The following is a 23,546-nucleotide window of genomic DNA, read 5'->3' on the forward strand; positions in this document are numbered from 1 at the left end:
TCCGGTAAAATGATGAAATCGCGGTCGCCGCGGCGGAAAATGGGACGAGTGGGCGCTCTGTTTTTCTCCTCCTCCCTCCCCGGCGATTGCTGGAGTCTTGTTATCCAATCGGATATGATGCGGGCAGTGAATTCACCCAAGCCTCTTCATGCGACACGCACCAACCGAGAAGTCCACTCATGATTGACGCATTGCTGATGTTTGCCCAAGGGGATGGCGGAACCATGTGGTACGTCTATGCCCTCGCGACGTTCATGCTCGTTGTCTTCGGCATCGTCGTGATCATTGTTCTGTTGAACTATGGGCAGCTTTGGTTCCAAGCCTATATGTCCAGCGCTGACGTTTCGCTTTGGAGCCTGGTCGGCATGAGCCTGCGTCAGGTGAACAGCCGCTTGATGGTCAAAGCCAAAGTCATGGCCAAGCAGTCTGGCCTCGATATCGATCGGACCAGAGGCATCAGTACCAAGCGGCTCGAAGCCCATTACCTGGCTGGCGGGAACGTGATGCATGTGATTCATGCGATCATCGCCGCGCAGCGAGCCGGGATCGATTTGGACTTTGATCGTGCAGCGGCAATTGACCTGGCCGGCCGCGATGTCGTCGATGCGGTGAAGACGAGCGTCTTGCCGAAAGTGATCGAATGTCCCGATCCTCGCCGTAGCGGCAAGAACACGCTCAGCGCGATCGCCAAGAATGGTGTCGAGCTTCGCGTGCGGGCCAAAGTTACTGTACGGACTTCGCTGGAACAACTGATCGGCGGAGCAACGGAAGAAACGGTCATCGCGCGTGTCGGGGAAAGCATTATCTCCGCCATCGGTTCTTCCGAGCATCATACGCATGTGCTGGAAAACCCCGACGTGATTACCCGGGCCGTGCTCGCTCGCGGATTGGACGCTCATACGGCGTATGAAATCGTCTCGATCGACATTGCCGATATCGACGTTGGCGAAAACGTCGGGGCTCGTCTGCAGAACGATCAAGCGGAAGCAGATACCCGCGTCGCACGCGCTAAAGCAGAGCAACGTCGTGCCGAGGCAATCGCTTCTGAGCAGGAAAACAAAGCCAAAGTTGCCATGAATCGGGCCAAGCTGGTCTTCGCCGAAGCAGAAGTTCCCAAGGCAATGGCCGAAGCGTTCCGTAGCGGAGCGATGCACACCCAGGGCGAAAACGGCCAAGCCGGCTAGACGAGTTTCACCGGTGCCATGCTCACGTCTGCGTGGGCAAGCGGCGCCGAAGACAATTTGGCATATCCCAACGGACAATTCCGTATCGCTCGCGGTCTGTGGCTTTCAGCATAAGAACGAGCGTCAAGCATAACGAACATGAAACAAGCCATTCCCGGGCTCACTCTCAGTTCCCAACAAGAGTCGACCCTGCAAATTGTCTGGCCATCGGTGTCGGCGAGTCGTACCGGGCAAATGCTCGGGCGTCTCTACGAAAACAAAACCGGCTTCTCGATTTTTACGATCGGCAATCTGCTGGTCCTGCTTTCGATTCCCATTGCCGTGCCGCTTTATTTGTGGAATGCCCTTCCGGTCGTTGGCACGCGTTATCGCATTACCAATCGGCACGTGAATGTCGAACGAGGCATCCAAGGCACCATGGAGCGGCAGATTGCTCTCGATGCGTTCGACCAAATCGAAATCCGCCAGCAGCCCGGCCAGGCCTGGTTCCGCTCGGCCGACTTGGTGTTCCTTCGCGGCGAAGAAGAAGCATTCACCCTGCCCGGCGTCCCCTACCCCGAAGTCTTCCGCTCTGCCTGTCAAAAAGCAGCGATGAACTACCGAGGCTTCCAAGAAATCCACGCCCGGCAAGCAGAAGCCAAGTAGATAAACAACTGTTGATTTCCTTGATACATATTCACTATGGGCAACCAAAACGACCGGATGTCAAAACCGCACGACTGCCACAGTTGGAAAAAATTGGAATCAATCTTGATAGAACGATAGTCGATAGATTAACAATAAAGACCTAATGTCATATGATGAAGAAAGGCAGTAGCCCATGAGCAACCACGGGCTACTGCGAACATCGCTTAGTTAGTCAGAAACTTTGTTCCTGGCCAACTTCGGAAATGCGAGCATACATGCTCAAGTCTTCCGTCCCGTACCCGTAGGTAAGAACGCACAAAGACTACCTTTCTTCCGAGTTGCATAAGTTCTTCCTTTATGCTGGACTAAATTTGCACGGCACATCCGTTTGGAGACCTAGAGTCTCTATTTAGTCCGGCACAGAACACTTAGCTGTCAAACCGTGTGTTATGCACCGGACCGTCCCTTTGCTGACTCCTTTGGCTTGGGACATAAAAAAACGCGAGATCGCGGAGTGTTAGCGCACTCTACGACTCGCGTTTATTTTTTCTACTGAATAAATTGATCGATGCCATTCCAATGGCTCGGTCCTCTTGACCATTTCCATAGTTATTCCTTAAGGCGTACTCGAACGCCAATGAGCACCACGTATCGCGATGTTCAAATTCTGTCGAACTACTAGACCCTGCTAGGACTTCCAGCGCTAATTCACAGTCTCAAATATTATTGGACTTCTGGGGCCAGATAGGATGTTCGCGGGTTTCGAATTGCTCGTCTGCATCGATTATATCAATATCTTGTAGATGCAAAACCTTGAAGGCACAAGAAGTTCGCGGTGTCGGGTGGATTGCGGATATCCGAAAAGGGGGGCGGTGTGGGCTATTCGGCAACGATGACTAGGTTCTCTACATCCCAGATGATTAATAGCACCGACCTCGCTTCGTCGGCGAACTTGATGACGTAGCTCATCCAGCGCAAGGGCGGTGCTAAAAAGTTGATTGTGGGCTGATGTCTGTTGTAAAGTGAATTAATTGCACAATTGGCAATTAAAAGGCGTCGACAGGCCGTTGGCGATTCTCATTCCTCTTGCACGCAGGCATTCGGTTAGCATGGCTCAAAAATCAAATCAACGATTCGACCGCCGCGATCTTATAAAGGGTTCTGTTGCTGCCGCGGCTTGCTGGGGGCTTGGGGTGGCTCCGGCTTTTGGTGATTCGAAGGGGGGAAGCGACGTCGTTCGGCTCGGTGTGATTGGGACCGGATGGCGAGGTGGTCAGCTTATCGATGCGTTCTCGAAAGCCAGCGGAGTTAAAATTGTTGCGGTGTGCGACGCCGACGAGTCGCGCGTTGGCGAGCAGGCCGAGAAGCTCAACAAGTCAGGCAAGGACAAAGTCGATACGGTCACCGACTACCGCAAAATTCTGGAGCGGGACGACATCGACGCGGTGGCCATCGCCGCACCCAATCATTGGCATTCGTTAATGGCGATCGAAGCTTGCCAGGCCGGCAAGCATGTCTATTGCGAGAAGCCGGTTTGCCACTCGATGTGGGAAGGCCGCAAGATGGTCGAGGCGATGCACAAATACGATCGGATTGTTGCCGCCGGATTTCAGAACCGCTCTGACACCGGACTGATGAAGGCGATACCGATGATTCACTCCGGCAAGTTCGGAGCGATCCAGCAAATACGCGGACTTTGCTATCGTGGGCGAAACAGTATCGGCAAGTTGGAAACGCCTCTCACGCCACCGAAAAGTGTTGATTACAACTTGTGGCTTGGCCCTGCCGCGGATCAAGCGATCATGCGTCCGAAGTTTCATTATGACTGGCACTGGGATTTCAACACCGGCAATGGCGACATGGGAAACCAAGGTCCCCATGAACTCGACTTGATCCGCTGGGCCCTTGGCGATCCGACGCATCCTGCGAAGGTGATGAGTTTCGGGGGCCGCTTTGGCTGGGACGATGCCGGTAATACGCCGAACATGCAATGTTCCGTCTTCGACTATGGAGATGGGATTCCGGTCATCTTCGAAGTTCGCAATCTCTATCAGAAAGAAAATCACGGAGTCGGTCGGTTCCGCTATGGTCCTTTCGTCGGCATTCACGTCACTTGTGAAAACGGCTCGTATCGAGGCGGTCGCGGGGGCGGTGCTTTCTACGACAAGCGTGGGCAAAAGCTCGAAGAGATCAAAGGCGACTCCGGAATGGGGCATCAGCAAAATTTCGTGGATGCGATTCGCACAAACGACCCCGGAAGTCTGCGATCGCCGATCGAGAGTGGCTATTACTCTTCCTGCATGTCCCACTTGGCAGGGATTGCGGTTCGAACTGGCCAGGAGACGCCAGACAAAGAGATCGCCGAGCGTCTGAGCGATAACGCTTTGGCGGCGGAGGTGTACGATCGTTTCTCGAAGCAGCTTCAGTTGTGGGAAGTCGATACCAAGAAGACGCCATGGCGAATGGGACCGACGCTCACGTTTGACAACGCCAAGGAACAGTTCACCGCCGGCGACAACCTAACGGCCGCGAACGGACTGCTTCGCCGCGAAGACCGAAGCCCATTCGTGGTGCCGGAATCGGTGTAACTATTCCCGTGCCATGCCAGCAGCATGGCACAGGTATACCTTCCGTTCGAGGTAGTTGAACTGGCGGACCAAAGGGCCAGCAGTGTGTTTATTGGACGCTGGTCGCTTGGGTGCGTTCGTTCCAGATCCAGCGGTACAGATTGCGTGTGTCGACATAGCGGGCGTCGCTGCTGGTCGAGCCCAGAACGACCATGATCAGCTGTTGGCCGTCTCGTTCGGCACATGAAACCAGGCAGGCGCCGGCGGCCCTGGTGGTGCCGGTTTTCATGCCGAGGTAGCCTGCGTGAGCGAGCAGCTTGTTACTGTTCTTCCACTCGACTTCCCGCTCGCCACCTTCAGGCGTTTTGACGGTGGTACTGTGGCGAGCCGTGCTGACAATTTCTCGGAACTTCTCGTACTTCATCGCCTCGCGAGCGAGCTTGATCATGTCGGAGGCGGTGGTGAGATGGCCTTCCGCGGTCAAACCATGCGGGTTGCGATAGCTGGTTTGTGTCATCCCCAGGTCTTTGGCCGTTTCGCACATCGTGCGGATGAATGCGTCGTAACTCGATTCCTTCTCTTGGGTCAGCTTTTTCCCGAAGTGTTCGGCGAGTGCTACGGAAGCGTCGTTTCCGGAGGGAAGCAGCAAGCCGTAGAGAAGCTCGGTGACGGAGACTTTTTCGCCGGCGTTCAGTCCAGACGTTGAGCCTGAAGTTTTGTCTGCTTTCTCGGAGAACGTGATCGTCTCGTTCCAGACTTCTGGCGACTGCTCGGCAATTCGCATGACAACAAGTGCCGTCATAATCTTGGTGATGCTGGCCGGATTTCGCGGTTCGTCCTGGTGGTCGCCTGCGGTAATTTGGCCGGTGCTTGCGTCGGCAATGGCCCAAGCTTTACAAGTCACAAACGGAGGCCCATCGAGCGGATCGATCGTTTTTTGAGTGCTAGGTGTTTCCGGACTAGCGGCTGCTACTTGGGTGCCGCCCAGCAGTACGGTGAACGTGATCAATGCCAACGGCAATGCGAAGTGGTGGGTCATCTTACGTTATCTTTTGCTGAATCGGCTCGTCGCTTGGATTGGTGGAGAATGGCCGCTGTTCAAGAAGCGGAACTCCAATCGCGCGTCGAGACGCCGAGTGAGAGGGGAAGTGAAATGGGCTGAGCAGCTTTACTTCGAGTCGAGCTCGAAGTTGATTTCGTTGCTACCAGATTCGACGGTGGCGGTCAGTTCCGAGCGTGTGTTGTACTTCTTGGGGACCGTTTCTTTGAACTTGATCTTCGAGACCACCTCGGGTGGTCCAGAGGGAGGAAGCGTCGTGATTCGGACGCGGTGGTCCCCTTTTTCAGCTCCACGAGTGGTGCGGATGTAGATCAATTCGTACTGACCGCTTTCGTCGGTCAGGCCTTTTGATGGGCGGCCTTGGTTGTTGCTGGGGGTGAACGTGACAACTGCGCCCGGGTAAGGCTTGCCGTCCAGTGTGACGGTGCCGCTGACGGAGCCCAAGTTGCCGTCGTCGCCGCTGGAGCAGCCAATTACCGAGATGCTGAGCAGAAGGGTCAGCAGGAAGGCCGTAGTGCGACCGTGGGTAGATTTCATGGTTTGTGCCCTGTGCCGATTTCGGTTCGCGGAGGAATTGATTTCGCTGGCCGAAATGTAGGATGTCGAGAAGGGGGGACGTCCGATTCCCCGCGAGCCACGTGATCACACGTGAAGCGGCTCGGCGGGGAAAGGATTGCGTTCGGTTTTCAGACCGATGATGTCAGGTGATTAAAACTTCTCCATGACCGCGCCATCTTGGCGGTCAGCCAATGCGGTCAGGATCGAGAAGTTGGCGGTTTCGGCCAGGAAGCGAACCGAGCCATCTCCCAGCGTCAGCAGTACGCCGCCTGGGTGAGCGGAAGTGAGTGCGATGTTGGTTTGATATTCGGCCTGATTGCCGGCACCCCCTTCGGTGGCGATGGGGTAACGAATGGTGGTTACCGTTTGTGTCCAATCGCCGGCCCCGTTGTAAGCACCGACGCCGCAAGCCCATGTCTTGCCGTAGTAACCGGCGCTGCGGCGATCGACTTTGTTGCCGCTGGCGTCGTAGAAGTAATCGCTTTGTTCGCTGAGCATCATCGTGTTGCTCGTACCGTCGATGGCGGCTTGCAGGCCGATGGCATCGCTTTGATCGGTCAGCGTCGAGATCATGCCGTTATAGACGGTTCGGCCGGCGTAATTTTCGTCGTATGGTGCGGTCGATTCGTCGCCGGTGTTGCCGATCGTTCCCCCACGCCAGTAAGAACCGGTGATGCCGACATAGTTGGTGACTTGCAGTTCGACTTCGTCACCGCTGGGACCGTTGTTTTGCGTTTCGGTTTGCGGGAGCGGGCTCGATGGGCAGTTGTAGATCGGCACGCGAAGTTCGTTCAGGATGTGGGCGGCAGGGTAGCTACCGTCCTGCATGGTGAAGTCTCCTTCGTAGACCAATTGATCGTAGCCGTTGCCCTGTTCGATGAACGGCAACAATCGGGCCAGCCACGAAGGGCCGCGATAAAGCGACGTAGAACTGCTTTGCGGGATGCCATTGATGGGAAGTTTCAGGAAGGTGTCGTGGTAGTTGTGAACCGCGAGACCGATTTGCTTTTGGTTGTTGGTGCATTGCAGGCGTCGAGCGGCTTCACGGGCTTGTTGCACAGCGGGAAGCAGCAAAGCGATCAGAACGCCAATGATGGCGATGACCACCAGCAGTTCGACGAGGGTAAAAGCAGATCGCTGGATTGATGGACGTGGCATAGGTCGTTCATCCCTTGGAAGAAAAAATAAGGAGGCGATTGGATGGCGAGGCAGTGCATGAGGAGGGAGGCACGTTTGTCATTTTTAATTAACACAAATGACATGCCGATTCGGGCAGGGATCGGACAAGCTTTTGCACTGGGAAAGACTTGCCGAAAGTTGGGAGCCACTCGCATGGTAGCAAGGCCTGGTATTTCCTCCTAATGAAAAAAGAAATTCTTTCTGGCATTCCGTTCTGACTGAGAACCGAAAGAGAGCTTGCCTGAAACGTACGCAGTAAGCCAAGGGGATAGTCGGAGGTTCTTCCCCTGCGTCGATCGATGGGCCGATGCTGGCCAGATTTCCGCGTGAAAGGGCGATTACCCGTTACGCGGAGGGGAATGGTTTGCCGATCGTGGGCCGCTTTTCGCACTGTTTTTGGGCAGAGCACCTTCGTGGAGGGGCGTGCCGAGCGATTGATGTTGTGGCTTTCGTTTCCGCCGTTACGCGAGTGGCGAAGCATCCGATTCCAGGTGCGATTCGATCAGTTGCACCAAGCGAGAAAGCATCCGCGAACCGCGGCGAATCTGTAGCTGAGCGTCTTCGCTATTCATGTCGATCAGAGGAACGTGGACAAACAAACTGCGATCAATTTGGCCCCGGCGAAGATAGGTTTCGCTCGACCAGTAATAGGTCGCATTGCAGAGATAGGTGCCGGCATGAAAGCTGAGACGGGAGGGCAAATCATGCGCGTTCAGATCTTCGCACCACGCAGTCAGCGGAAGGGTTGTCGTGAAAGCGACTGGGCCTGATTCGCTGAGCGGGCTCACGGCGGTTTCGTGATCGTGCTTCAAATTCAGTGCGACCATTTCAAGGTGAAATCGGTCGCACTGATGCGATTGGCCCAAGTGAAGCGCGAAGTCGAACGGGGCCGTATGCAACTGAGCCAATTGCGGTTCGGTTTGCTGGTAGTTGACCGGAAGAATTTCTGTAACTATCTCGGACCGCTCGGTGCCAGGTCGATCTTCCTGCCAATGCTGCAAGATTTGCATCGAGGCATTGGTGGGATAGTCGAGAAAGGGCTCGAAGGCGGTAATCAAAATCCGAGGCATCACGCGGTCTACTATTTAGCTGGTTGCGGTGGGCCAGGCCGGCGTGGTTGATATTTACAGCAATCGACCGGGCAAACGTCGTGCGACGGGCCAAACTTGCCGATCGCTTCTTTGTCGACCGTGCGGCCGAGGCGTTCTTCGATCAGCTTACGAATCATGGTGATGAACTGCGGGTGGATGCCGGCCGTCTTGGCTCGCGACATCGGCAGGCCCAGTTCCTTGGCAAGCGTTGCCGCTTCGTCATCCAGATCGTAAATCACTTCCATATGATCGGAAACAAAACCGACCGGCACCAGCACGATTTGCTTCGCCGATTTCTTGTCGGACACTTCCTGAATGACATCGCACACGTCCGGTTCCAGCCAAGGCTGCTGCGGCGGGCCGCTACGGCTTTGATAAACGAGCGACCAGTTTTCGATCCCAACCGCTTCGGAAATCAGCCGCGAGCTTTCTGTCAGTTGACGTTCGTAGGCACAAGTTTCAGCCATCGCGTTGGGAATGCTGTGGGCTGTGTACAGGATCAGGCGTTCGTCGGATCCTTCCGCGGGAAGCTCGGCAAGGGCGTCGTTTACTCGGTCGACCATCGTGCTGATAAAGTCGGGGTGATTGTAGAACGTGCGGATCTTGCCGAACGTCATCGACTCTTCCAGTCCTAGTTCGGCTTGGGCTTTCATAATGTCTTCGCGATATTGCCGGCAGCCAGAGTAGGAACTGAAGATCGACGTAACAAACACCAGCACGTTGCGATGGCCATCGGCATGCATCTGCTTCATGGTGTCGGCCAGCATGGGGTGCCAGTTGCGATTACCCCAATAAATCGGCAGGTCGACTTCGTGCTGTTTGAGCTCTGCAGTCAGGGCATCGATCAGCTCTCGATTTTGATCGTTGATCGGACTTTTGCCGCCGAAGTGATAGTAATGCTCGGCCACTTCGAGCATGCGTTCCCGCGGTACGTTTCGCCCGCGAAGGACATTTTCCAGGAACGGAATCACGTCGTCCGGCTTCTCAGGGCCACCAAACGAGAGGACAAGTAAAGCATCGTAGGGTTGTGCGGTCATGGCTGCTTGGCTGTGGGGGCTAGGCTTCGTAGTTAAACGAGGTTACCCGTAATCGTAGCGACGATTCAACGTGCGTGGAGAGGAAAGCGGCGAGTAACTGCCTATCGCAGGTATAAGTCGAAACGGGGAAGACGTCTGCCAGCGAGGTTTTCGGTTTCGCCAAGGCATAAAAAAAGCCTCTCGCTTGATGAAGCGACAGGCTTTCAAAGTGACCCCTACGGGACTCGAACCCGTGTTACCGGCGTGAAAGGCCGGTGTCCTAGACCACTAGACGAAGGGGCCGTTTGTTGAAGGGCTTAAATATACCCGAGCAGTGCAGAGGACTTCAAGTGGGGGAAGCCGACTCTCACGAAAAAATCTTACTGGGAGAACCGAATCGGTAACCGCTTAACAACTTCGAAACGCGCTACCGCAGCAGAATGCGGCAAAGAATTTTGCGAATCTAAGCGAAACATTCAGTTCAAAGGGGAGGGTAAACGAAAAACAAAGCCGCCGCGATTATTCGGAGTCCAAATTGGCCGAAGCATCTGCCGACGATTGTTCGTTCTCGTTACGTTTGATGGCATCGTAAACTTCGCGACGATGGACTGGTACTTCCTTCGGGGCTTCTACCCCCAGGCGTACCTTATCGCCTCGAATTTCAACAACCACAATGGTGATGTCATTGTTGATGACAATGCTCTCGTTTTTCTTCCTCGATAGTACCAGCATCTTATGCTCTCCACGCAACCGCCAAGGGGGAAATACTCTCTCATAAAATTGGCGGCACTGCCTTGTCGAATGCTTGAACCTTCTTGGTGCCTTCGTTAGACTTGAGCAGAAATCAAAAGGTTCGAGTCAAATCGACCGATAACAGCGACATCCTCGAAAATCTCCATCCGCGCAACAAAACAGCCTGTTGTGCGCGAGGAAACTCTCACTTCACTCTACGCGCTAAATTAGCCGCGTCAAGCAAGCAAATCTCGGACTTTAATGAAATCTGGTGCGCTTGCCGAGGAATGTACCGAAAAAACCGGAGCATTTGCCTTGTCTGCCTGGTTTGTCTAGTGTGCCTGGAGTTGAGCGAGAATTCCCCACGATGTGGCCACTTGGTTTCACGTTGCCAGAAGGGCATCGATCGCTAATACTGAAGGAAGGCCCGTTACAGGGAAGTCTTGCTTGGTTAAGGGGATACGTGGTCACGTTCGTCCACCGTTTGCCCAATGCGAAAGGATAGCATGACGAGTTGGTGGAAAAATCTGGTTCGTGCGGTTGCAACGGTTATTCAAGGCTTGCTGGTCACCCTGCGAGTCTGGAAATCGACGTATGACCCGAGCCGGAAAACATTTACCGAGCATTTCGAGTATCCGGAGCTCCCTGTCCATGTGGCCCCCCGCTATCGTGGCTTTCATCGCTTCGATGTCACGACATGTATCGGGTGCGATCAGTGTGCGAAGGCCTGCCCTGTCGACTGCATCTACATCGGTAAAGAGCGAGTCGAGAATGGGAAAGGGTTCAAGCTGACCCATTTCACCATCGACTACACCAAGTGCATGTTCTGTGCTTTGTGCGTCGAGCCTTGCCCGGTCGACTGTATTTTCATGGGGGGAACGCTCGATTTAAGTTCCTACAGCCGCGATGGTGCATTGGTCGACTACTCAAGATTGCCGATCGACGTTGCATGGGGGCGTGCGACGCTGAATCCGACGGCGGTGGCTGAATCGAAAGCCGTTTTGAAACCGGTCCACGGCGGCCCAGCGGAACAGGCTGGCTAGTTGCACGAACCGCGCGAGACGCCTTAAATGAGGGCTCGCAGTTATTGTCCTTCCCTACAAGCCGAGCACCGATGGGTTTATCTACCACGATTGTCGCCTACCTGATCCTGTTCACCTTGGGTGGATTTGGGTTTGTGCTGGTGAACTTGCTGCTGGGAAGTATCTTGCGGCCCAACAATCCGCACGAAGAAAAGCAAGAGATCTACGAGTGTGGCGAGCCAACGATCGGCTCGAGCTTTGTGCAGTTCGATCTCCGCTTTTACGTGGTGGCGTTGCTGTTCATTATCTTCGACGTTGAAGTGGCGTTCTTCTTTCCCTGGGCGGTTGTCTTTGGCAAGTCAACGCAACTGGCTCAGCCGGAAATGCCTGCGATTGTTGAGATGGAAGATGGCACCAAAGCAGTCGGGCCTGCCTATGCCGGCTTGATGACCGAGTTGGGCTTGCCGATCGAAGACCAGCAACTTCTTACAGCAGAAGATGTAGCTGAGAAGAACGCCGAAGTGCAATCGGCGGCTTCCAAGTTGGTGTGGACCTGTGTTGCTGACATCATGCTTTTCTTTGCGGTGTTAATGGTCGGATTTGCCTACGTCTGGAAGCGAGGCGATCTCGACTGGGTTCGCTCCATGGCTGGGCATGCGCACACGCGGACTCAATCGAAAGCGAGTTGGCACGATTCCACCCAGGTCGTTTCTGCTCCGTAAGCGTTCACGAAAGAAGACTTCGCATGGCGATTGACGAACCCTTCGTTCAGAAATTGAAGCAGCGCTTCGGCGAGAAGATTACCGGGGCGAATCTCGAGAGCATTGACCCTTGGGTTGAAGTTTCGCCGGAGGCATTGGCAGAAGTCTGCCGTTACTTGAAAGACGATCCGGCGATCGCGTTTGATTATTTGAACTCGATTTGCGTGGTCGATTATTGCGAGACCGATCCTAAGAAGGCTGCCAAAGCGAAGTGGGAGCCGCACCTCGAGTTGGTTTATCATCTTTCGAGCATTCGTCACAAAACGACTGGAGTGCTGAAGGTGATGCTGCCGCGCTGGAAGGATGGCGTGGAAGGCAAGCTGCCGGAAGTTCCTTCGGTGGCAACGGTGTGGCGAACCGCCGATTGGCACGAACGCGAGACGTACGATCTCTCCGGGATTCTGTTTGTCGGGCATCAAAACTTGCGACGGATCTTATGCCCCGAAGATTGGGTCGGTTACCCGCTACGGAAAGACTATGAAATGCCGCTCGAATATCACGGCATCCGAGGACGTTAGTTCGTTGAAAGTGTGTGAATGTCTGGCACAAACCATTCTGAAGTAATCGAACTCGACGTCCGCACCGACGAGATGTTGGTGAACATGGGCCCGCAGCATCCCAGCACCCATGGCGTGTTGCGGCTCGTGCTGCGAACCGACGGTGAAGTGGTCTCGGAAGCGGTTCCGCACATTGGTTACTTGCATCGCTGTGCCGAGAAGATCGGCGAGAATCTCACGCCACGGCAGTTCGTTCCGTACACCGACCGGATGGATTACCTGGCAGGGATGAACATGAATCTCGGTTGGTCGTTGGCCGTCGAGAAGCTGATGCAGTACGACTTGCCCGAGAAAGTTCGGCATACGCGTGTGATCATTGCCGAGTTGAACCGGATTGCCAGTCATCTGGTGGGCATGGGAACGTACGGGCTCGATCTAGGGACGTTCAGTCCGTTTCTGTACGCGTTTCGAGAGCGGGAAAAAATTCTCGACCTGCTGGAGTGGGTATGTGGGGCGCGACTGACTTACAGCTACATCACGCCGGGTGGCGTGACGGCCGATTTGCCGTCTGACTTTCTAGACAAGTGTCTTGCGTTTCTCGATCAGTTCGAGCCGCAGATACCTGACTATCACACGCTGTTGACGACCAACGCGATCTTCATCAAGCGAACGGCCGGGATTGGAATTATGTCGGCCGATATGGCCATCGCCTATGGCTGTTCCGGCCCTGTCCTGCGAGGTTCCGGAATCGATCACGACTTGCGCCGCGACGGTGAGCCGCGTTACACGTCGATGTACGAAGGGTACGATTTCGAGGTGATCGTCCAGAAGGATGGCAGCTACCCGAAAGATCAGGTCTATCCGGCGGTGCCCAGCGAGGCGATCCTGGGAGACTGTTGGCATCGCTTTTATGTCCGCATGCTGGAAGTGATTCAAGCGATCAAGCTGATCCGCCAAGGGATCGAGTTCTATAAGAAGGCGAGCGGCGACTGGGGGACTCCGATCAAGCTGATGACGAAGCTGCCAGCCGGCGAGGCCTACTTGGAGACCGAGTGTCCCCGCGGTCAGATGGGCTTTTATGTCGTCGCGGATGGGGGCGACTCGATCCCGCGTCGCGCGAGGGCACGCAGTAGTTGTTTCAGCAATTTGTCGGTGGTTGAAGAGCTGTGCCGCGGCTGTCTTATTGCCGATATCCCTGCAATTGTCGGTTCGCTCGATATCGTGATGGGCGAAATCGACCGGTAGTCGAATCGCACGCAGCAAAGCTATCCGCCGTTGTGTTCGTGCGGGTACGGTTCCAGGTGGACCAGCACGTCGCGAAGGCTGGCGAACTCGTGAAGAAGTCGATCTTTCGCGCGGTGCCCGATGCGGTGCCCTTCGTCGACGGTCAGATTCGCATCGACTTGAATATGAATGTCGGCCAGATATTCGAGCCCCGTCTTGCGAACACGCAGGGTCTCGACGTGCCGCACGCCAGGGACTTGTAACGCAGTGTCGCGGATTTGTGCGACCAGTTTTTCGTCGGCCTGAGGATCGAGCAGTTCGCTCACGCTGCTGCGAAAGAGTAGTCCGCTGGACCAGGCAATTGCTGCAACGACAAGCAACGCCGCCATTTCGTCGGCCCAGATGCAAGCCGGTCCGCCCCACAGGACAATGCTCAAACCAATCAGCACGGCCAGCGAGCACAATGCGTCGCTTCGGTGGTCCCACGCATTGGCGAGAATGGCAGCGGAGCCTGTTTTCTGGCCGATTCGTCGTTTGTAGCGGTAAAGAGCCTCTTTGATGATCACATTGGCGCCTGCGATCCACAATGTCCAGCTGGGCGGGATATCGTGCTGCGTATTGAGGCGAGAAATAGCTTCCCACCCCACAAACAAGGCAGATATGAGGATCAGCAGAGCGACATTTGAGGCGGCAACCGCTTCTGCTCTGGTGTGGCCGTAGGGGTGCTCTTGGTCGGCTGGACGCTGGGCATACCATAGGGCACCGAGGACAACGATCGAAGTCAGGGAGTCGCCAAGCGAGTTGACCGCGTCGGAAATCAATGCGAACGAACCACCAGCGATGCCACCCACCAATTTGACGATGCCCAGCGTAAGATTGACGACCAGGCCTAGTAAGGCGGCTCGGATCGCCTCGCGGTAAAGGCTTGTCGCGGGAGTTGGAGGGGCCTCCACTGGGCTTCAACTTTCTGCAGGCAGCAAAGAGAGGGGCCAGCTTTTGAGCAAAGCGACCGCAATAACGGGGTGTTCCAGGCATTCGCATATTCAGGAGGCGTTGCCTATCGCAGGGTTCTCTCAATGTACGGACAAAGCCGCCAATCGCCAAGTTGGTCCAGTTTCTGGGGATTCCACTGGGTGATGGTGCTAAAGCTTTTCAGGAAAAGCAGATATTGTCGACGGAGTAGTTTTCGACGGGGGCTTGGCCCGGTATCATGAGGGCCGGGAAAAGACGAGGTTTTGCCCGGTTTTTTAACGCACAAGGAAAGCGCGCACGTGGGAGAGTTCTTCGCAGGCTGGTTTCCTGCAGGATGGGAATTCCTGGGGTACACGCTCGCCGCGCTGATGCAAGCTTTCTTGCTGGTCAACGTGATCGCCCTCGGGGCGTTCGTCTTCATTTGGGCCGAACGGAAAGTCTCTGGCCGCATTCAAGACCGTCTCGGTCCTACACGGACTGGGGGAGCGTTCGGCTGGCTGCAATCGCTTGCCGACGGGATCAAGTTGCTTTCGAAAGAAGACTTGATGCCGAAGGACGCCGATCCGATCCTTTTCAAGCTGGCTCCGTATGTGGCATTCGCAGCTAGTTTCTCCGCGTTTATGGCGTTACCATTCGCTTCCGGCTGGGTAGCACTGCACCTGAATATCGGGTTGTTCTTTTTGATTGCCGTGCTGGGGCTGGAAGTCTTCGGCGTCATCCTGGCCGGCTATTCGTCGGGCTCGAAGTGGTCGTTGTTCGGTGCGATGCGGCAAGCAGCTCAAGTGGTCAGCTACGAAGTCCCGCTGGGCATTTGCGTGATCATACCGCTGATGATTTGCGGCACGATGGATCTAGTGGCGATTGGCGATCAACAGCGTGGGCTATTCACCAATTGGCTGATCTTTCACGATCCGTTTATCTTCATCGTGTTTTGGGTTTACTTTACTTGTGCGGTGGCTAGTGTGAACCGAGCCCCGTTCGACTTAGCCGAAGCGGAAAGCGAACTGGTGGCCGGCTTTTTGACCGAGTACTCCGGCATGCGGTGGAGCTTGTTCTTCATGGCCGAATATGGATCGATGATCCTTGTGTCGGCGTTGGCTGCGATTCTGTTCTTTGGCGGATGGCACGGCCCCATTCCGATCTTCAGCGGACTGATGGACGCGTTTCCCGATTACCTGGGCAACTGCTGGTACTTCAGTTCGTTTGCCAATGTCATTGGCGTGGTGAACTTGCTGATCAAGGCGTCGATTGGTGTGATCGCGATGATGTGGGTCCGCTGGACATTCCCGCGTCTGCGCGTCGATCAAGTGATTACGATGTGCCTGAAGTACTGCGTGCCGATCGCAGCAGTTTGCTTGCTGGGCGTGATGTTCTGGACGGCACTGGGTGTCCCGTTCTTTAACGACTTGCTGCCGGCTCAAGAGCGAGCATTGGTACGCGAAGGCTGGGTCACCGCCGGCGAGAAGAACGCCGATCGTCTTATCGAGTCGTGGAAAGCGGACGCTTCTTCACAGGAAGGAGAGGTGGAATGATCTCGCTTTTGGCCGCCACGTCCGAAGCCGCCATCAATTGGCACACCGTGCTGTTTTATGTCGTTTCGCTTTGTGCGTGCGGCTTCGCGGTGATCGTAGCGACGACGAACAACATCGTCCGAATGGCGTTTGCCCTGATTGTCTCGTTGGCCGCGACGAGTGCCCTGCTCTTCCTCGCTGGGGCTTACTTTGTTGGTGCGATGCAATTGATGATTTACGTGGGCGGAACGGTCGTGCTGCTGATCTTCGGGGTGATGCTAACAGCGCAGAAGGCGTTCATCACCATGCGAACCAAAGCAGGAGACTGGGTCCTTGGGCTGCTCGTTGGAGGAACCTTCCTGGCGGTCTTAGTGCAGTTAGCTTTTTTGATTCCGCAGTGGCAAAGCTCGCACTATCAGACGTCTGCAGACGAGCATTTGCAAGCGTATGCAGAAGAGCTTAAGCAACAAGTAGAGCGTGGCGAAGAAGTGACCGCCGAACAAAAGCGTCGCCTGGAAGGTTTGTTGGCCAAGGCAAACGAAGGCATGCCGCAGCGAACCGGAGAGATTGGGCTGGCACTTTTGGGCGTCCGAGCCGACAAGATCGAGAGCGACCAATCAGGGCTTTCCGGGTACCTGCTGCCGTTTGAGATTGTCTCGGTCCACTTATTGGTGGTGTTGGTCGGAGCGGCTTACTTGGCACGCGCCAAGCGACATCACCAGGGAGGAGGCCACTAATGGAACTGCTGAGCGAACCTGTCGGGTTGTCGCACTACCTGGTCGTGGGAGCGTTTCTGTTTGTGACCGGGGTGGTGTGCATGGCCACCAAGCGAAATGCCCTGGGGATTTTGATGGGAATCGAGTTGGTCCTTAATGGTGCGATTGTCAATTTCGTTGGCTTCGCGAGTCCCTACTTCCGCGATGAGAACCTGGGTTTGGACGGGCATATGATCGCGTTGTTTGTGATTGTCCTTGCGGCGGCAGAAGCGGCCGTAGCTTTGGCGATCGCTTTGAACTTCTACAACAACCACGCGACGATCGACGTCGATCGCGCTGATGAATTGAAAGGCTGATGGACGCCGTTCTGCCGTACCTTCCGAACCTCCTTGCGACCGCGGTCTTGTTGCCGTTGGTCTCGTTCTGCGTGATCTTGCTGGCAGGTCCACGACTAGGGCAACGTGGGAAAGGTTCGGCATGGGTCGCCACGGGAGCTATCTTGGCGTCGACGCTTCTTTCATTCTTTGCGGCCACGGTTTGGTTCGCCGCGTACGAAACGCCGGCTCCGCGTCATGGAGCGAGCGAGCATCACGACGAAGCGCACGCGTCGACGGACGACGTCGCCATTGAGCACGTAGAAGCAGAGCATCATTTGCCGCCGATCCTAACTGGCGAGGGATACACGCTGGCGAGCTTTGATGGCGTGAGCGTGGGGATCAATTATTACATCGACGCGCTGACGATCTTGATGTTCTGCATGGTGACGTTCATCGCGACATGTATCCATTTCTATTCGATGGGGTACATGCATGATGAGCTACACGAAGTGGTCGATCATGAAGCGGTACGGCACGACGGTGAATCGGTTCGCCGGCCAGGGCGGTTCTCAAGATTCTTCCAGGCGTTGTCGCTTTTCTGCTTCAGCATGCTGGGATTAGTGATCTCCGGCAACTTTTTGATGACGTTCGTCTTCTGGGAACTCGTGGGCGTTTGCTCTTGGTTTCTGATTGGGTTTTATGTCGAACGTCAATCGGCATCGACAGCCGCAAACAAAGCATTCATCGTCAATCGTGTCGGCGACTTCGGCATGCTGATTGGATTGATGGTGCTGTGGGCAAGTATCGGGACGTTTAACTTCGGAGACATTTCCGGCAAAGCAGGCGTGTTTTCGCAAATGCGAGAGGAAGCGAATCATTACGCTTTGGCCGTGCCGGACGGAATGGTTCGCCTGGCCGCTGCTCAGCGGATCGAAGAGATGGCACTTGCCGCACCGAAGCCACTCAGCGAGCAAGAGCTGGCTGCCCAAGTCGACGCTTCGCTCAATGCCTGGCGAGAAGGAACTACCGAAGGAGATACAACGAAGTATGGCTATACGCTGTTGATCGTGGCTGGACTGGGAATCTTCTGCGGTTGCGTCGGTAAAAGTGCCCAGTTCCCACTGCATGTCTGGCTGCCGGACGCGATGGAAGGTCCGACGCCGGTGTCGGCATTGGTACACTCCGCAACGATGGTTGCCGCTGGCGTGTTTCTCGTCGCGCGATCGTATCCTATCTTCCTGCCGGAAGTGCTGCTGGTGATTGCCTGCGTAGGTTGCGTGACGCTGCTGCTCGGGGCGACGATTGCCATCGTAGCGACCGACATCAAACGAGTCTTGGCGTATTCGACCGTTAGCCAGCTGGGCTACATGATGTTGGCGCTGGGGGTCGGCGGCTGGGCGGCTGGTGTGATGCACCTGGTGACGCATGCCTGCTTCAAGAGCCTGCTCTTCTTGTGTTCTGGCTCGGTCATTCACGCGGTCCATACCAACGAGATGCCGCAAATGGGCGGGCTCATTCGTAAGATGCCATGGACGGGATACACCATGCTGGTCGGCTGCTTGGCCATCGCAGGAATCGGGATTCCTTCGATTGTCGGCCTGCCGATCGGATTGAGTGGCTATTACTCGAAAGACGCCATTCTGGAGCAAGTCTTCTCGTTCCGAAACTTCAATCCGGCATGGGGAACGTTGTTCTTCGTAGCGGCGTGCGGTGGTGCTTGCCTGACGGCGTTCTACATGTTCCGTATGTGGTATTTGACATTCGTAGGAGAACCACGTTCGCGCGAGAAGTTCGAGCATGCTCACGAATCGCCACGTGTGATGGTGGTGCCGTTGGTGCTGTTGGCGGTGGCTGCAGTGGTTGTGGCCTGGCCGATTTACGATTGGTTTAGTTTGCCGAACTTGACGCGAACGATCGAACAGGCCCGACCGCATGGCATTTGGCAAGACATGGCTGGCAATCATATCGATGTGATGATGCCGGAAGAGTCGAAAGGGCACGAAGCGGCCGTGAAAGGGCCTGTGGGACTGCTCGCATTCGGGGCGGCGATCAGCGGAATCCTGTTGGCTTCGATCTTCTACTTGTGGAAGACGCTCGATCCGAGCGACGTGCGCAGATCGTTCGATCCGGTTTACCGCTTGTTGGTCAAGAAGTGGTACTTCGACGAGATCTACAATGCTGTCTTCGTGCGTAGCACGTTGGCGGTAGCTGCTTGCGTGGCGATGTTCGATCGCCAGGTGATTGATCGCACGGTCGATGCGTTGGCATGGCTGGCGATCCAAGTTGCGAACCTTTCCGATGCATGGATCGATCGTCGTGGAATCGACGGTGCGGTGAATTGGTTTTCGCGGCAAACGTATCGCCTGGGCAGTAGTCTTCGTACGCTGCAGACAGGTAGCTTGCGGCAGTACGTAATGTTCATCGTCGTGAGCACGGTGGCGTTGTTTGTGATATTGAGTTTTTGGACCTATTCGTTGGCTCGATAACAGCCACTTGGATTTGCCCTTGAGGCAGTTGCATGGATAACCTGGCATACTTCATCGTGACATCGCTAATCTTCACGCCGGTCGTGGGAGCGATTGGGCTGTTGTTTTTCCCCGCGGAAAGCAAGTCGGCGATGCGCTGGTTCACGTTGCTGGTCACCCTGTTGGTGCTGCTGCCAACAATTTGGATGGCCCTGCCATGGAGTGAATCACTCAGCTTTCAAACGAGTGAAGCTGGTCTGCAGAATGTCGTTCAGGTTTCGTGGATACCGTCGTTCGATATTCAGTTTTTCCTGGGGATCGATGGCATCAGCTTTCCGTTGCTTTTGTTGACGGCTGTTATCTCGTGCCTGGCGATGGGGGCGAGTTGGACGGTCGACAAGTACGTCAAAAGTTATTGCGTGCTGTACTTGCTGCTGTTGGCGGGAATGATGGGCGTATTTTTGTCGCTTGATTTCTTCCTGTTCTATATCTTCTGGGAAGTGATGCTGTTGCCGATGTACTTTTTGATCGGCGTCTGGGGTGGGCCACGGAAAGAGTACGCCGCGATCAAGTTCTTTTTGTATACGCTCTTTGGCAGCGTGTTGATGTTGATCGCTGTCCTGATGCTGTACTTCAACAGTGACTTGCGAGAGCTTTCGGTCGATCAATTGCAAACAGCTCATGTTGCCGCGTGGGACGAATCTGGCGAGTTACTTTCGGCGGAAGCATATAAGCAGCAAATCGACACGAGCGAGTACCCAGTCCACACGTTCAATATCATGGCCTTACAACAGTTGGGGCAGCATACCGACGTGTTCGATCAGGCATTGCTGTTCGGCAAGTCGATTCAATGGTGGGCGTTTGTGCTGCTATTCATTGGCTTCATCATCAAAGTGCCGAGCGTCCCGCTGCATACCTGGCTGCCCGATGCCCACGTGGAAGCTCCAACGCCAATTTCAATGATCCTGGCCGGCGTGCTGCTGAAGATGGGTGGCTATGGCATCGTGCGGATTTGCTACCCGATTTGTCCCGATGCCGGCTACGATCTGGTTTGGATTGTCTGCTCGATCGGTGTGATCAGCATGGTTTACGGCGCGTTCGCGGCGTTGGCTCAAAAAGATTTCAAACGGATGGTCGCCTACAGCTCGGTTAGCCATATGGGCTACGTCGTGTTGGGACTAGGTGTTTGGAGTGCAACGGCAGGAAGCGTATTCGATCCGATCTCGTGGAGCATGGGCGTCAAAGGAGCGTTGTTCCAAATGATCGGGCATGGCGTCAGCTCGGCAGGCATGTTCTTTATGGTGGGCGTGGTTTACGACCGTGTTCATCACCGAGATCTGAATCAGTTCGGCGGACTGTATGGAAAGATGCCGGTTTACACGGCGATGGCGATGCTGCTGTTCTTTGCCGGTCTCGGTTTGCCTGGTCTGTGTGGATTTATTGGCGAAGTGTTTGTCGTACTTTCGGTCTGGAAGTTGAGCTCGACGTTGGCAGTCATTTCCGCGGCGGTCGTGATATTGACGGCCGGATATATCTTGTGGGCGGTGCAGCGAGTCTACTTGGGACCGGAATACCGCGGGCCCCATGAAGAAGCGTTAAGCGAGATCAACCTTCGCGAAATGCTCATTGCGTTGCCTCTGTGTGTGTTGGCCGTGGTGCTGGGGATTTTTCCTGCGACCATCTTCCGCTATATGGATCAGACGGTCGATCAACAAGTGAACGACCTGGTTCAGTGGACGGAAGAAGTCAAGCTGCCGAAATTGCGAGCCGAACGTGAAGAAGCCGACAACGACGTTGCTGCGAATGCCCCTTAGATAGATCATCACGCTCCATGTTTTTCACCCTGGTGAATCATCTGACGACCGACACATTGGCCAGCCTTCCAGGCTTTGGGGCCGAGTTGGTCTTATGCGCGACGGTCTTGGTTATCTTGCTGGCTCGCATGTTTCCGCTGACCGAGCGAATCGACTCGACCTGGTTGGCGATGATCGGGACGTTTGTCGCTGTATGCGTGCTATCGCCTCTTGCGCCATGGGACATTTCCCAAAGCCCTGCCGAGATGGTTTCGATGGGCGAATTGCCTCGTGTCGAGATCTTCACGGGGATGCTTGTGCATGATGGATTTTCGGTCGTCATCAAGTCGATGCTGCTGTTGTTCCTGCTGCTGTTCTTTGGACTCGTGAAACTCACCAAGGCACATCGCAAGCCAGACAGCCCTGATTTCACCACGCTGATTTTGGGTTCAGCGCTCGGCATGTGTTTGATGGTCTCGTCGAATCATATGCTCATGTTATTTCTTGCGATCGAAATGGCGTCGGTTCCTTCGTACGCGATGGTGGCCATGCACCGACACGATCGAAAGGCATCGGAAGCGGCGCTCAAGTACGCGGTCTACGGGGCAGGAACGGCCGGAGTGATGCTGTATGGGATCAGCTTGCTTTGCGGTCTGTTGAATTCCGCTCATTTGCCGACGATGGCGGTGCAGCTTTCCGAGATGGCCGCCGCCGGGATCTCTCCGGCCGAAACCGTAATGTTGGTGATGGCAGCTTTGATGGTCATGGTGGGTCTGGCGTTCAAGCTATCGGCGGTTCCGTTTCATCAGTGGTGCCCTGATGTGTTCGAAGGAGCGACTGCCGAAGTCGGAGCGTTTCTATCGGTCGCGTCGAAGGCAGCCGCTTTGGCCCTGTTGGTGCGAGTGGCGATTGGACTGACCTGCGTGGAAGGGGCGGCCGATCCGTTGGTGGCATGGGAAGGGAATTCGCTCGCCGATACGACTTCATCCGGGATGGATGGCATTCAGTCATTTGCTGCGGTTTTGATTGCCATCATCGCGGCGGTGACTTGCACATTTGGCAACTTGGCGGCGTTCGCACAAACCAACATCAAGCGGCTTCTCGCCTACTCAACGATTGCCCATGCCGGTTATCTGATGATGGGAGTTCCACCAATTTTGGCGTTAGCTTCCATCGATCCGGCCGCGGCGGGAGCATGTGCTGGATACTTAGCGCTTTACATTGCGGTTTATCTGCTGATGAATTTAGGGGCGTTTGCCGTTGTGGCGTTCGTCCGTGATGTGACCGGCAGCGAAGAGATCCGTGATTATGCTGGCATGATCTACCGTAGCAAGTCGATCACGATTTGTATGACGATCTTGCTGGTAAGTTTGGTCGGCTTGCCTCCTTTGGCAGGCTTCATCGGCAAGTTTGCTGTGTTCGCCGGACTCGCACGTGGTTACCTGGCCAGCGGCGAAACCTACTTGGCGGTATTGTTGGCGGTTGGCTGCGTGAATACGGCGATCAGCTTGTTCTATTACCTTCGCATTGTGAAGACGATGACGATGGATCCTGTCGATTCTGATACAGCACCGATGCGGCACTCTCCCAGCATTTTGCAGACCGGCTATCTGTGGTGTCTGACCGTTCCGGTGTTGGTGCTGATCGTGGGATGGGACTTCCTGAACGTTTGGATTCAACAGGCTGTTCGTGGCCTGATTTCGTGATGGAAGGGACTTAATCGTCGCCTATGTTGCCGATCAAAGAGTTTCAAATCCTGAATCGCATCGCCGCGCTGCATCATCGGTCGCTACCGACCTATTTGACGTACGCGCGTCCATGGGTGAAAGTTGGCAGTGAAGACCGAGCGGCGATCATCGACGACATTGCCGCGGATCATCACGATTTAGTCGAACGCATACTGCGTGTGCTTGAAGCGGAAGATCGACCGATTGCTCTGGGGGATTTTCCGATGGCTTATACCGATTTGAACGATCTGTCGCTCGACTTTATTCTTCAGGAGCTGACGCATTACGAACGCCGTTTGCTACATACGCTGGAAGACATCGCCACGTGGGTCGATCGCGACTCGGACGCGTTTCTGCTAGTGAACATGGCAATCGGTCTGGCCGTTGGTCATTTGGAAAACCTGGCCGAAGCCAACGGTGATTCTCCCGCGATGAAGACCTGAGCCTTGTCAGGCGTTTCGCCCTGGGGCGTTGCCCGTTAGGATGAACCGTTTTCTGCTTCGCCGTTGGACTCTGTCGGAAGAGTA

The 23,546-nt window shown here is 55.2% G+C and carries 21 protein-coding genes and 1 tRNA gene; 14 read left to right on the forward strand and 8 right to left on the reverse strand.

Annotation, left to right across the window (positions count from 1 at the left end):
• Positions 1-179: 179 nt before the first annotated feature.
• The 3 genes from floA to LA756_RS21430 all read left to right on the forward strand — a co-directional run bounded on the left by floA (position 180) and on the right by LA756_RS21430 (position 4,399).
• The gene (gene floA / locus LA756_RS21420; protein WP_224436764.1) at positions 180-1,184 is read left to right on the forward strand and encodes a flotillin-like protein FloA; all 1,005 of its coding nucleotides are present in this window, start codon (positions 180-182) and stop codon (positions 1,182-1,184) included.
• 138 nt (positions 1,185-1,322) lie between these two features.
• Entirely contained in the window at positions 1,323-1,829 is a 507-nt protein-coding gene (locus tag LA756_RS21425; protein WP_224436765.1) for a PH domain-containing protein, read from the forward strand.
• Between the two features lie 1,091 nt (positions 1,830-2,920).
• On the forward strand, positions 2,921-4,399 hold the full coding sequence (locus LA756_RS21430; protein WP_224436766.1) for a Gfo/Idh/MocA family protein: 1,479 nt from the start codon (positions 2,921-2,923) through the stop codon (positions 4,397-4,399).
• Between the two features lie 88 nt (positions 4,400-4,487).
• On the opposite strand, the gene LA756_RS21435 is transcribed toward LA756_RS21430, so the two are convergent.
• The 7 genes from LA756_RS21435 to csrA form a co-directional block, all read right to left on the reverse strand.
• The gene (locus tag LA756_RS21435; protein WP_224436767.1) at positions 4,488-5,417 is read right to left on the reverse strand and encodes a D-alanyl-D-alanine carboxypeptidase family protein; all 930 of its coding nucleotides are present in this window, start codon (positions 5,415-5,417) and stop codon (positions 4,488-4,490) included.
• Positions 5,418-5,546: 129 nt separating this feature from the next.
• Positions 5,547-5,975 (reverse strand): carboxypeptidase-like regulatory domain-containing protein, encoded by a 429-nt coding sequence (locus LA756_RS21440; protein ID WP_224436768.1) that lies wholly within the window; start codon positions 5,973-5,975, stop codon positions 5,547-5,549.
• Positions 5,976-6,146: 171 nt separating this feature from the next.
• Complete coding sequence (locus LA756_RS21445; protein ID WP_224436769.1) at positions 6,147-7,154, reverse strand: DUF1559 domain-containing protein; 1,008 nt, start codon at positions 7,152-7,154, stop codon at positions 6,147-6,149.
• Positions 7,155-7,636: 482 nt separating this feature from the next.
• Positions 7,637-8,245, reverse strand: a complete 609-nt coding sequence (locus LA756_RS21450) for a hypothetical protein (RefSeq protein WP_224436770.1) — start codon at positions 8,243-8,245, stop codon at positions 7,637-7,639.
• Positions 8,246-8,256: 11 nt separating this feature from the next.
• Positions 8,257-9,303: a ferrochelatase gene (locus tag LA756_RS21455; RefSeq protein ID WP_224436771.1), complete on the reverse strand. Its 1,047-nt coding sequence runs from the start codon at positions 9,301-9,303 to the stop codon at positions 8,257-8,259.
• A gap of 209 nt (positions 9,304-9,512) precedes the next feature.
• Positions 9,513-9,585: transfer RNA gene (locus tag LA756_RS21460), tRNA-Glu, on the reverse strand.
• 216 nt (positions 9,586-9,801) lie between these two features.
• Entirely contained in the window at positions 9,802-10,014 is a 213-nt protein-coding gene (gene csrA, locus LA756_RS21465) for a carbon storage regulator CsrA (RefSeq protein ID WP_224436772.1), read from the reverse strand.
• Positions 10,015-10,520: 506 nt separating this feature from the next.
• On the opposite strand from csrA, the gene LA756_RS21470 reads away from it, so the two are divergent.
• The 4 genes from LA756_RS21470 to LA756_RS21485 all read left to right on the forward strand — a co-directional run bounded on the left by LA756_RS21470 (position 10,521) and on the right by LA756_RS21485 (position 13,539).
• Positions 10,521-11,057: an NADH-quinone oxidoreductase subunit I gene (locus tag LA756_RS21470; protein WP_224436773.1), complete on the forward strand. Its 537-nt coding sequence runs from the start codon at positions 10,521-10,523 to the stop codon at positions 11,055-11,057.
• Between the two features lie 71 nt (positions 11,058-11,128).
• Positions 11,129-11,758: an NADH-quinone oxidoreductase subunit A gene (locus tag LA756_RS27365; RefSeq protein ID WP_224436774.1), complete on the forward strand. Its 630-nt coding sequence runs from the start codon at positions 11,129-11,131 to the stop codon at positions 11,756-11,758.
• A 23-nt stretch (positions 11,759-11,781) separates the two neighbouring features.
• Complete coding sequence (locus LA756_RS21480; RefSeq protein WP_224436775.1) at positions 11,782-12,315, forward strand: NADH-quinone oxidoreductase subunit C; 534 nt, start codon at positions 11,782-11,784, stop codon at positions 12,313-12,315.
• Positions 12,316-12,333: 18 nt separating this feature from the next.
• Positions 12,334-13,539, forward strand: a complete 1,206-nt coding sequence (locus LA756_RS21485) for an NADH-quinone oxidoreductase subunit D (RefSeq protein WP_224436776.1) — start codon at positions 12,334-12,336, stop codon at positions 13,537-13,539.
• A gap of 20 nt (positions 13,540-13,559) precedes the next feature.
• On the opposite strand, the gene LA756_RS21490 is transcribed toward LA756_RS21485, so the two are convergent.
• Entirely contained in the window at positions 13,560-14,471 is a 912-nt protein-coding gene (locus LA756_RS21490) for a cation diffusion facilitator family transporter (RefSeq protein ID WP_224436777.1), read from the reverse strand.
• 318 nt (positions 14,472-14,789) lie between these two features.
• On the opposite strand from LA756_RS21490, the gene nuoH reads away from it, so the two are divergent.
• From nuoH to LA756_RS21525, 7 genes are read left to right on the forward strand one after another with little or no spacing between them, the layout of a single operon-like run.
• The gene (nuoH, locus tag LA756_RS21495; RefSeq protein ID WP_224436778.1) at positions 14,790-16,022 is read left to right on the forward strand and encodes an NADH-quinone oxidoreductase subunit NuoH; all 1,233 of its coding nucleotides are present in this window, start codon (positions 14,790-14,792) and stop codon (positions 16,020-16,022) included.
• Positions 16,019-16,738, forward strand: coding sequence for an NADH-quinone oxidoreductase subunit J (locus tag LA756_RS21500; protein WP_224436779.1), 720 nt, complete (start codon positions 16,019-16,021; stop codon positions 16,736-16,738). Before nuoH ends, LA756_RS21500 begins: the two co-directional genes overlap by 4 nt.
• Positions 16,738-17,073, forward strand: a complete 336-nt coding sequence (gene nuoK, locus LA756_RS21505) for an NADH-quinone oxidoreductase subunit NuoK (RefSeq protein ID WP_224436780.1) — start codon at positions 16,738-16,740, stop codon at positions 17,071-17,073. The genes LA756_RS21500 and nuoK overlap by 1 nt, the downstream gene beginning before the upstream one ends.
• Positions 17,073-19,520: an NADH-quinone oxidoreductase subunit L gene (gene nuoL, locus LA756_RS21510; RefSeq protein ID WP_224436781.1), complete on the forward strand. Its 2,448-nt coding sequence runs from the start codon at positions 17,073-17,075 to the stop codon at positions 19,518-19,520. Before nuoK ends, nuoL begins: the two co-directional genes overlap by 1 nt.
• Positions 19,521-19,552: 32 nt before the next feature.
• A complete protein-coding gene (locus LA756_RS21515) occupies positions 19,553-21,313 on the forward strand; it encodes a NuoM family protein (protein ID WP_224436782.1) in 1,761 nt (586 codons plus the stop codon).
• Between the two features lie 17 nt (positions 21,314-21,330).
• On the forward strand, positions 21,331-22,998 hold the full coding sequence (locus LA756_RS21520) for an NADH-quinone oxidoreductase subunit N (protein WP_224436783.1): 1,668 nt from the start codon (positions 21,331-21,333) through the stop codon (positions 22,996-22,998).
• Positions 22,999-23,021: 23 nt separating this feature from the next.
• Complete coding sequence (locus tag LA756_RS21525) at positions 23,022-23,462, forward strand: hypothetical protein (protein WP_224436784.1); 441 nt, start codon at positions 23,022-23,024, stop codon at positions 23,460-23,462.
• The last annotated feature ends 84 nt before the right edge of the window (positions 23,463-23,546 follow it).

The sequence above is a fragment of the Bremerella sp. TYQ1 genome, from assembly GCF_020150455.1.
Lineage (GTDB): Bacteria > Planctomycetota > Planctomycetia > Pirellulales > Pirellulaceae > Bremerella > Bremerella volcania_A.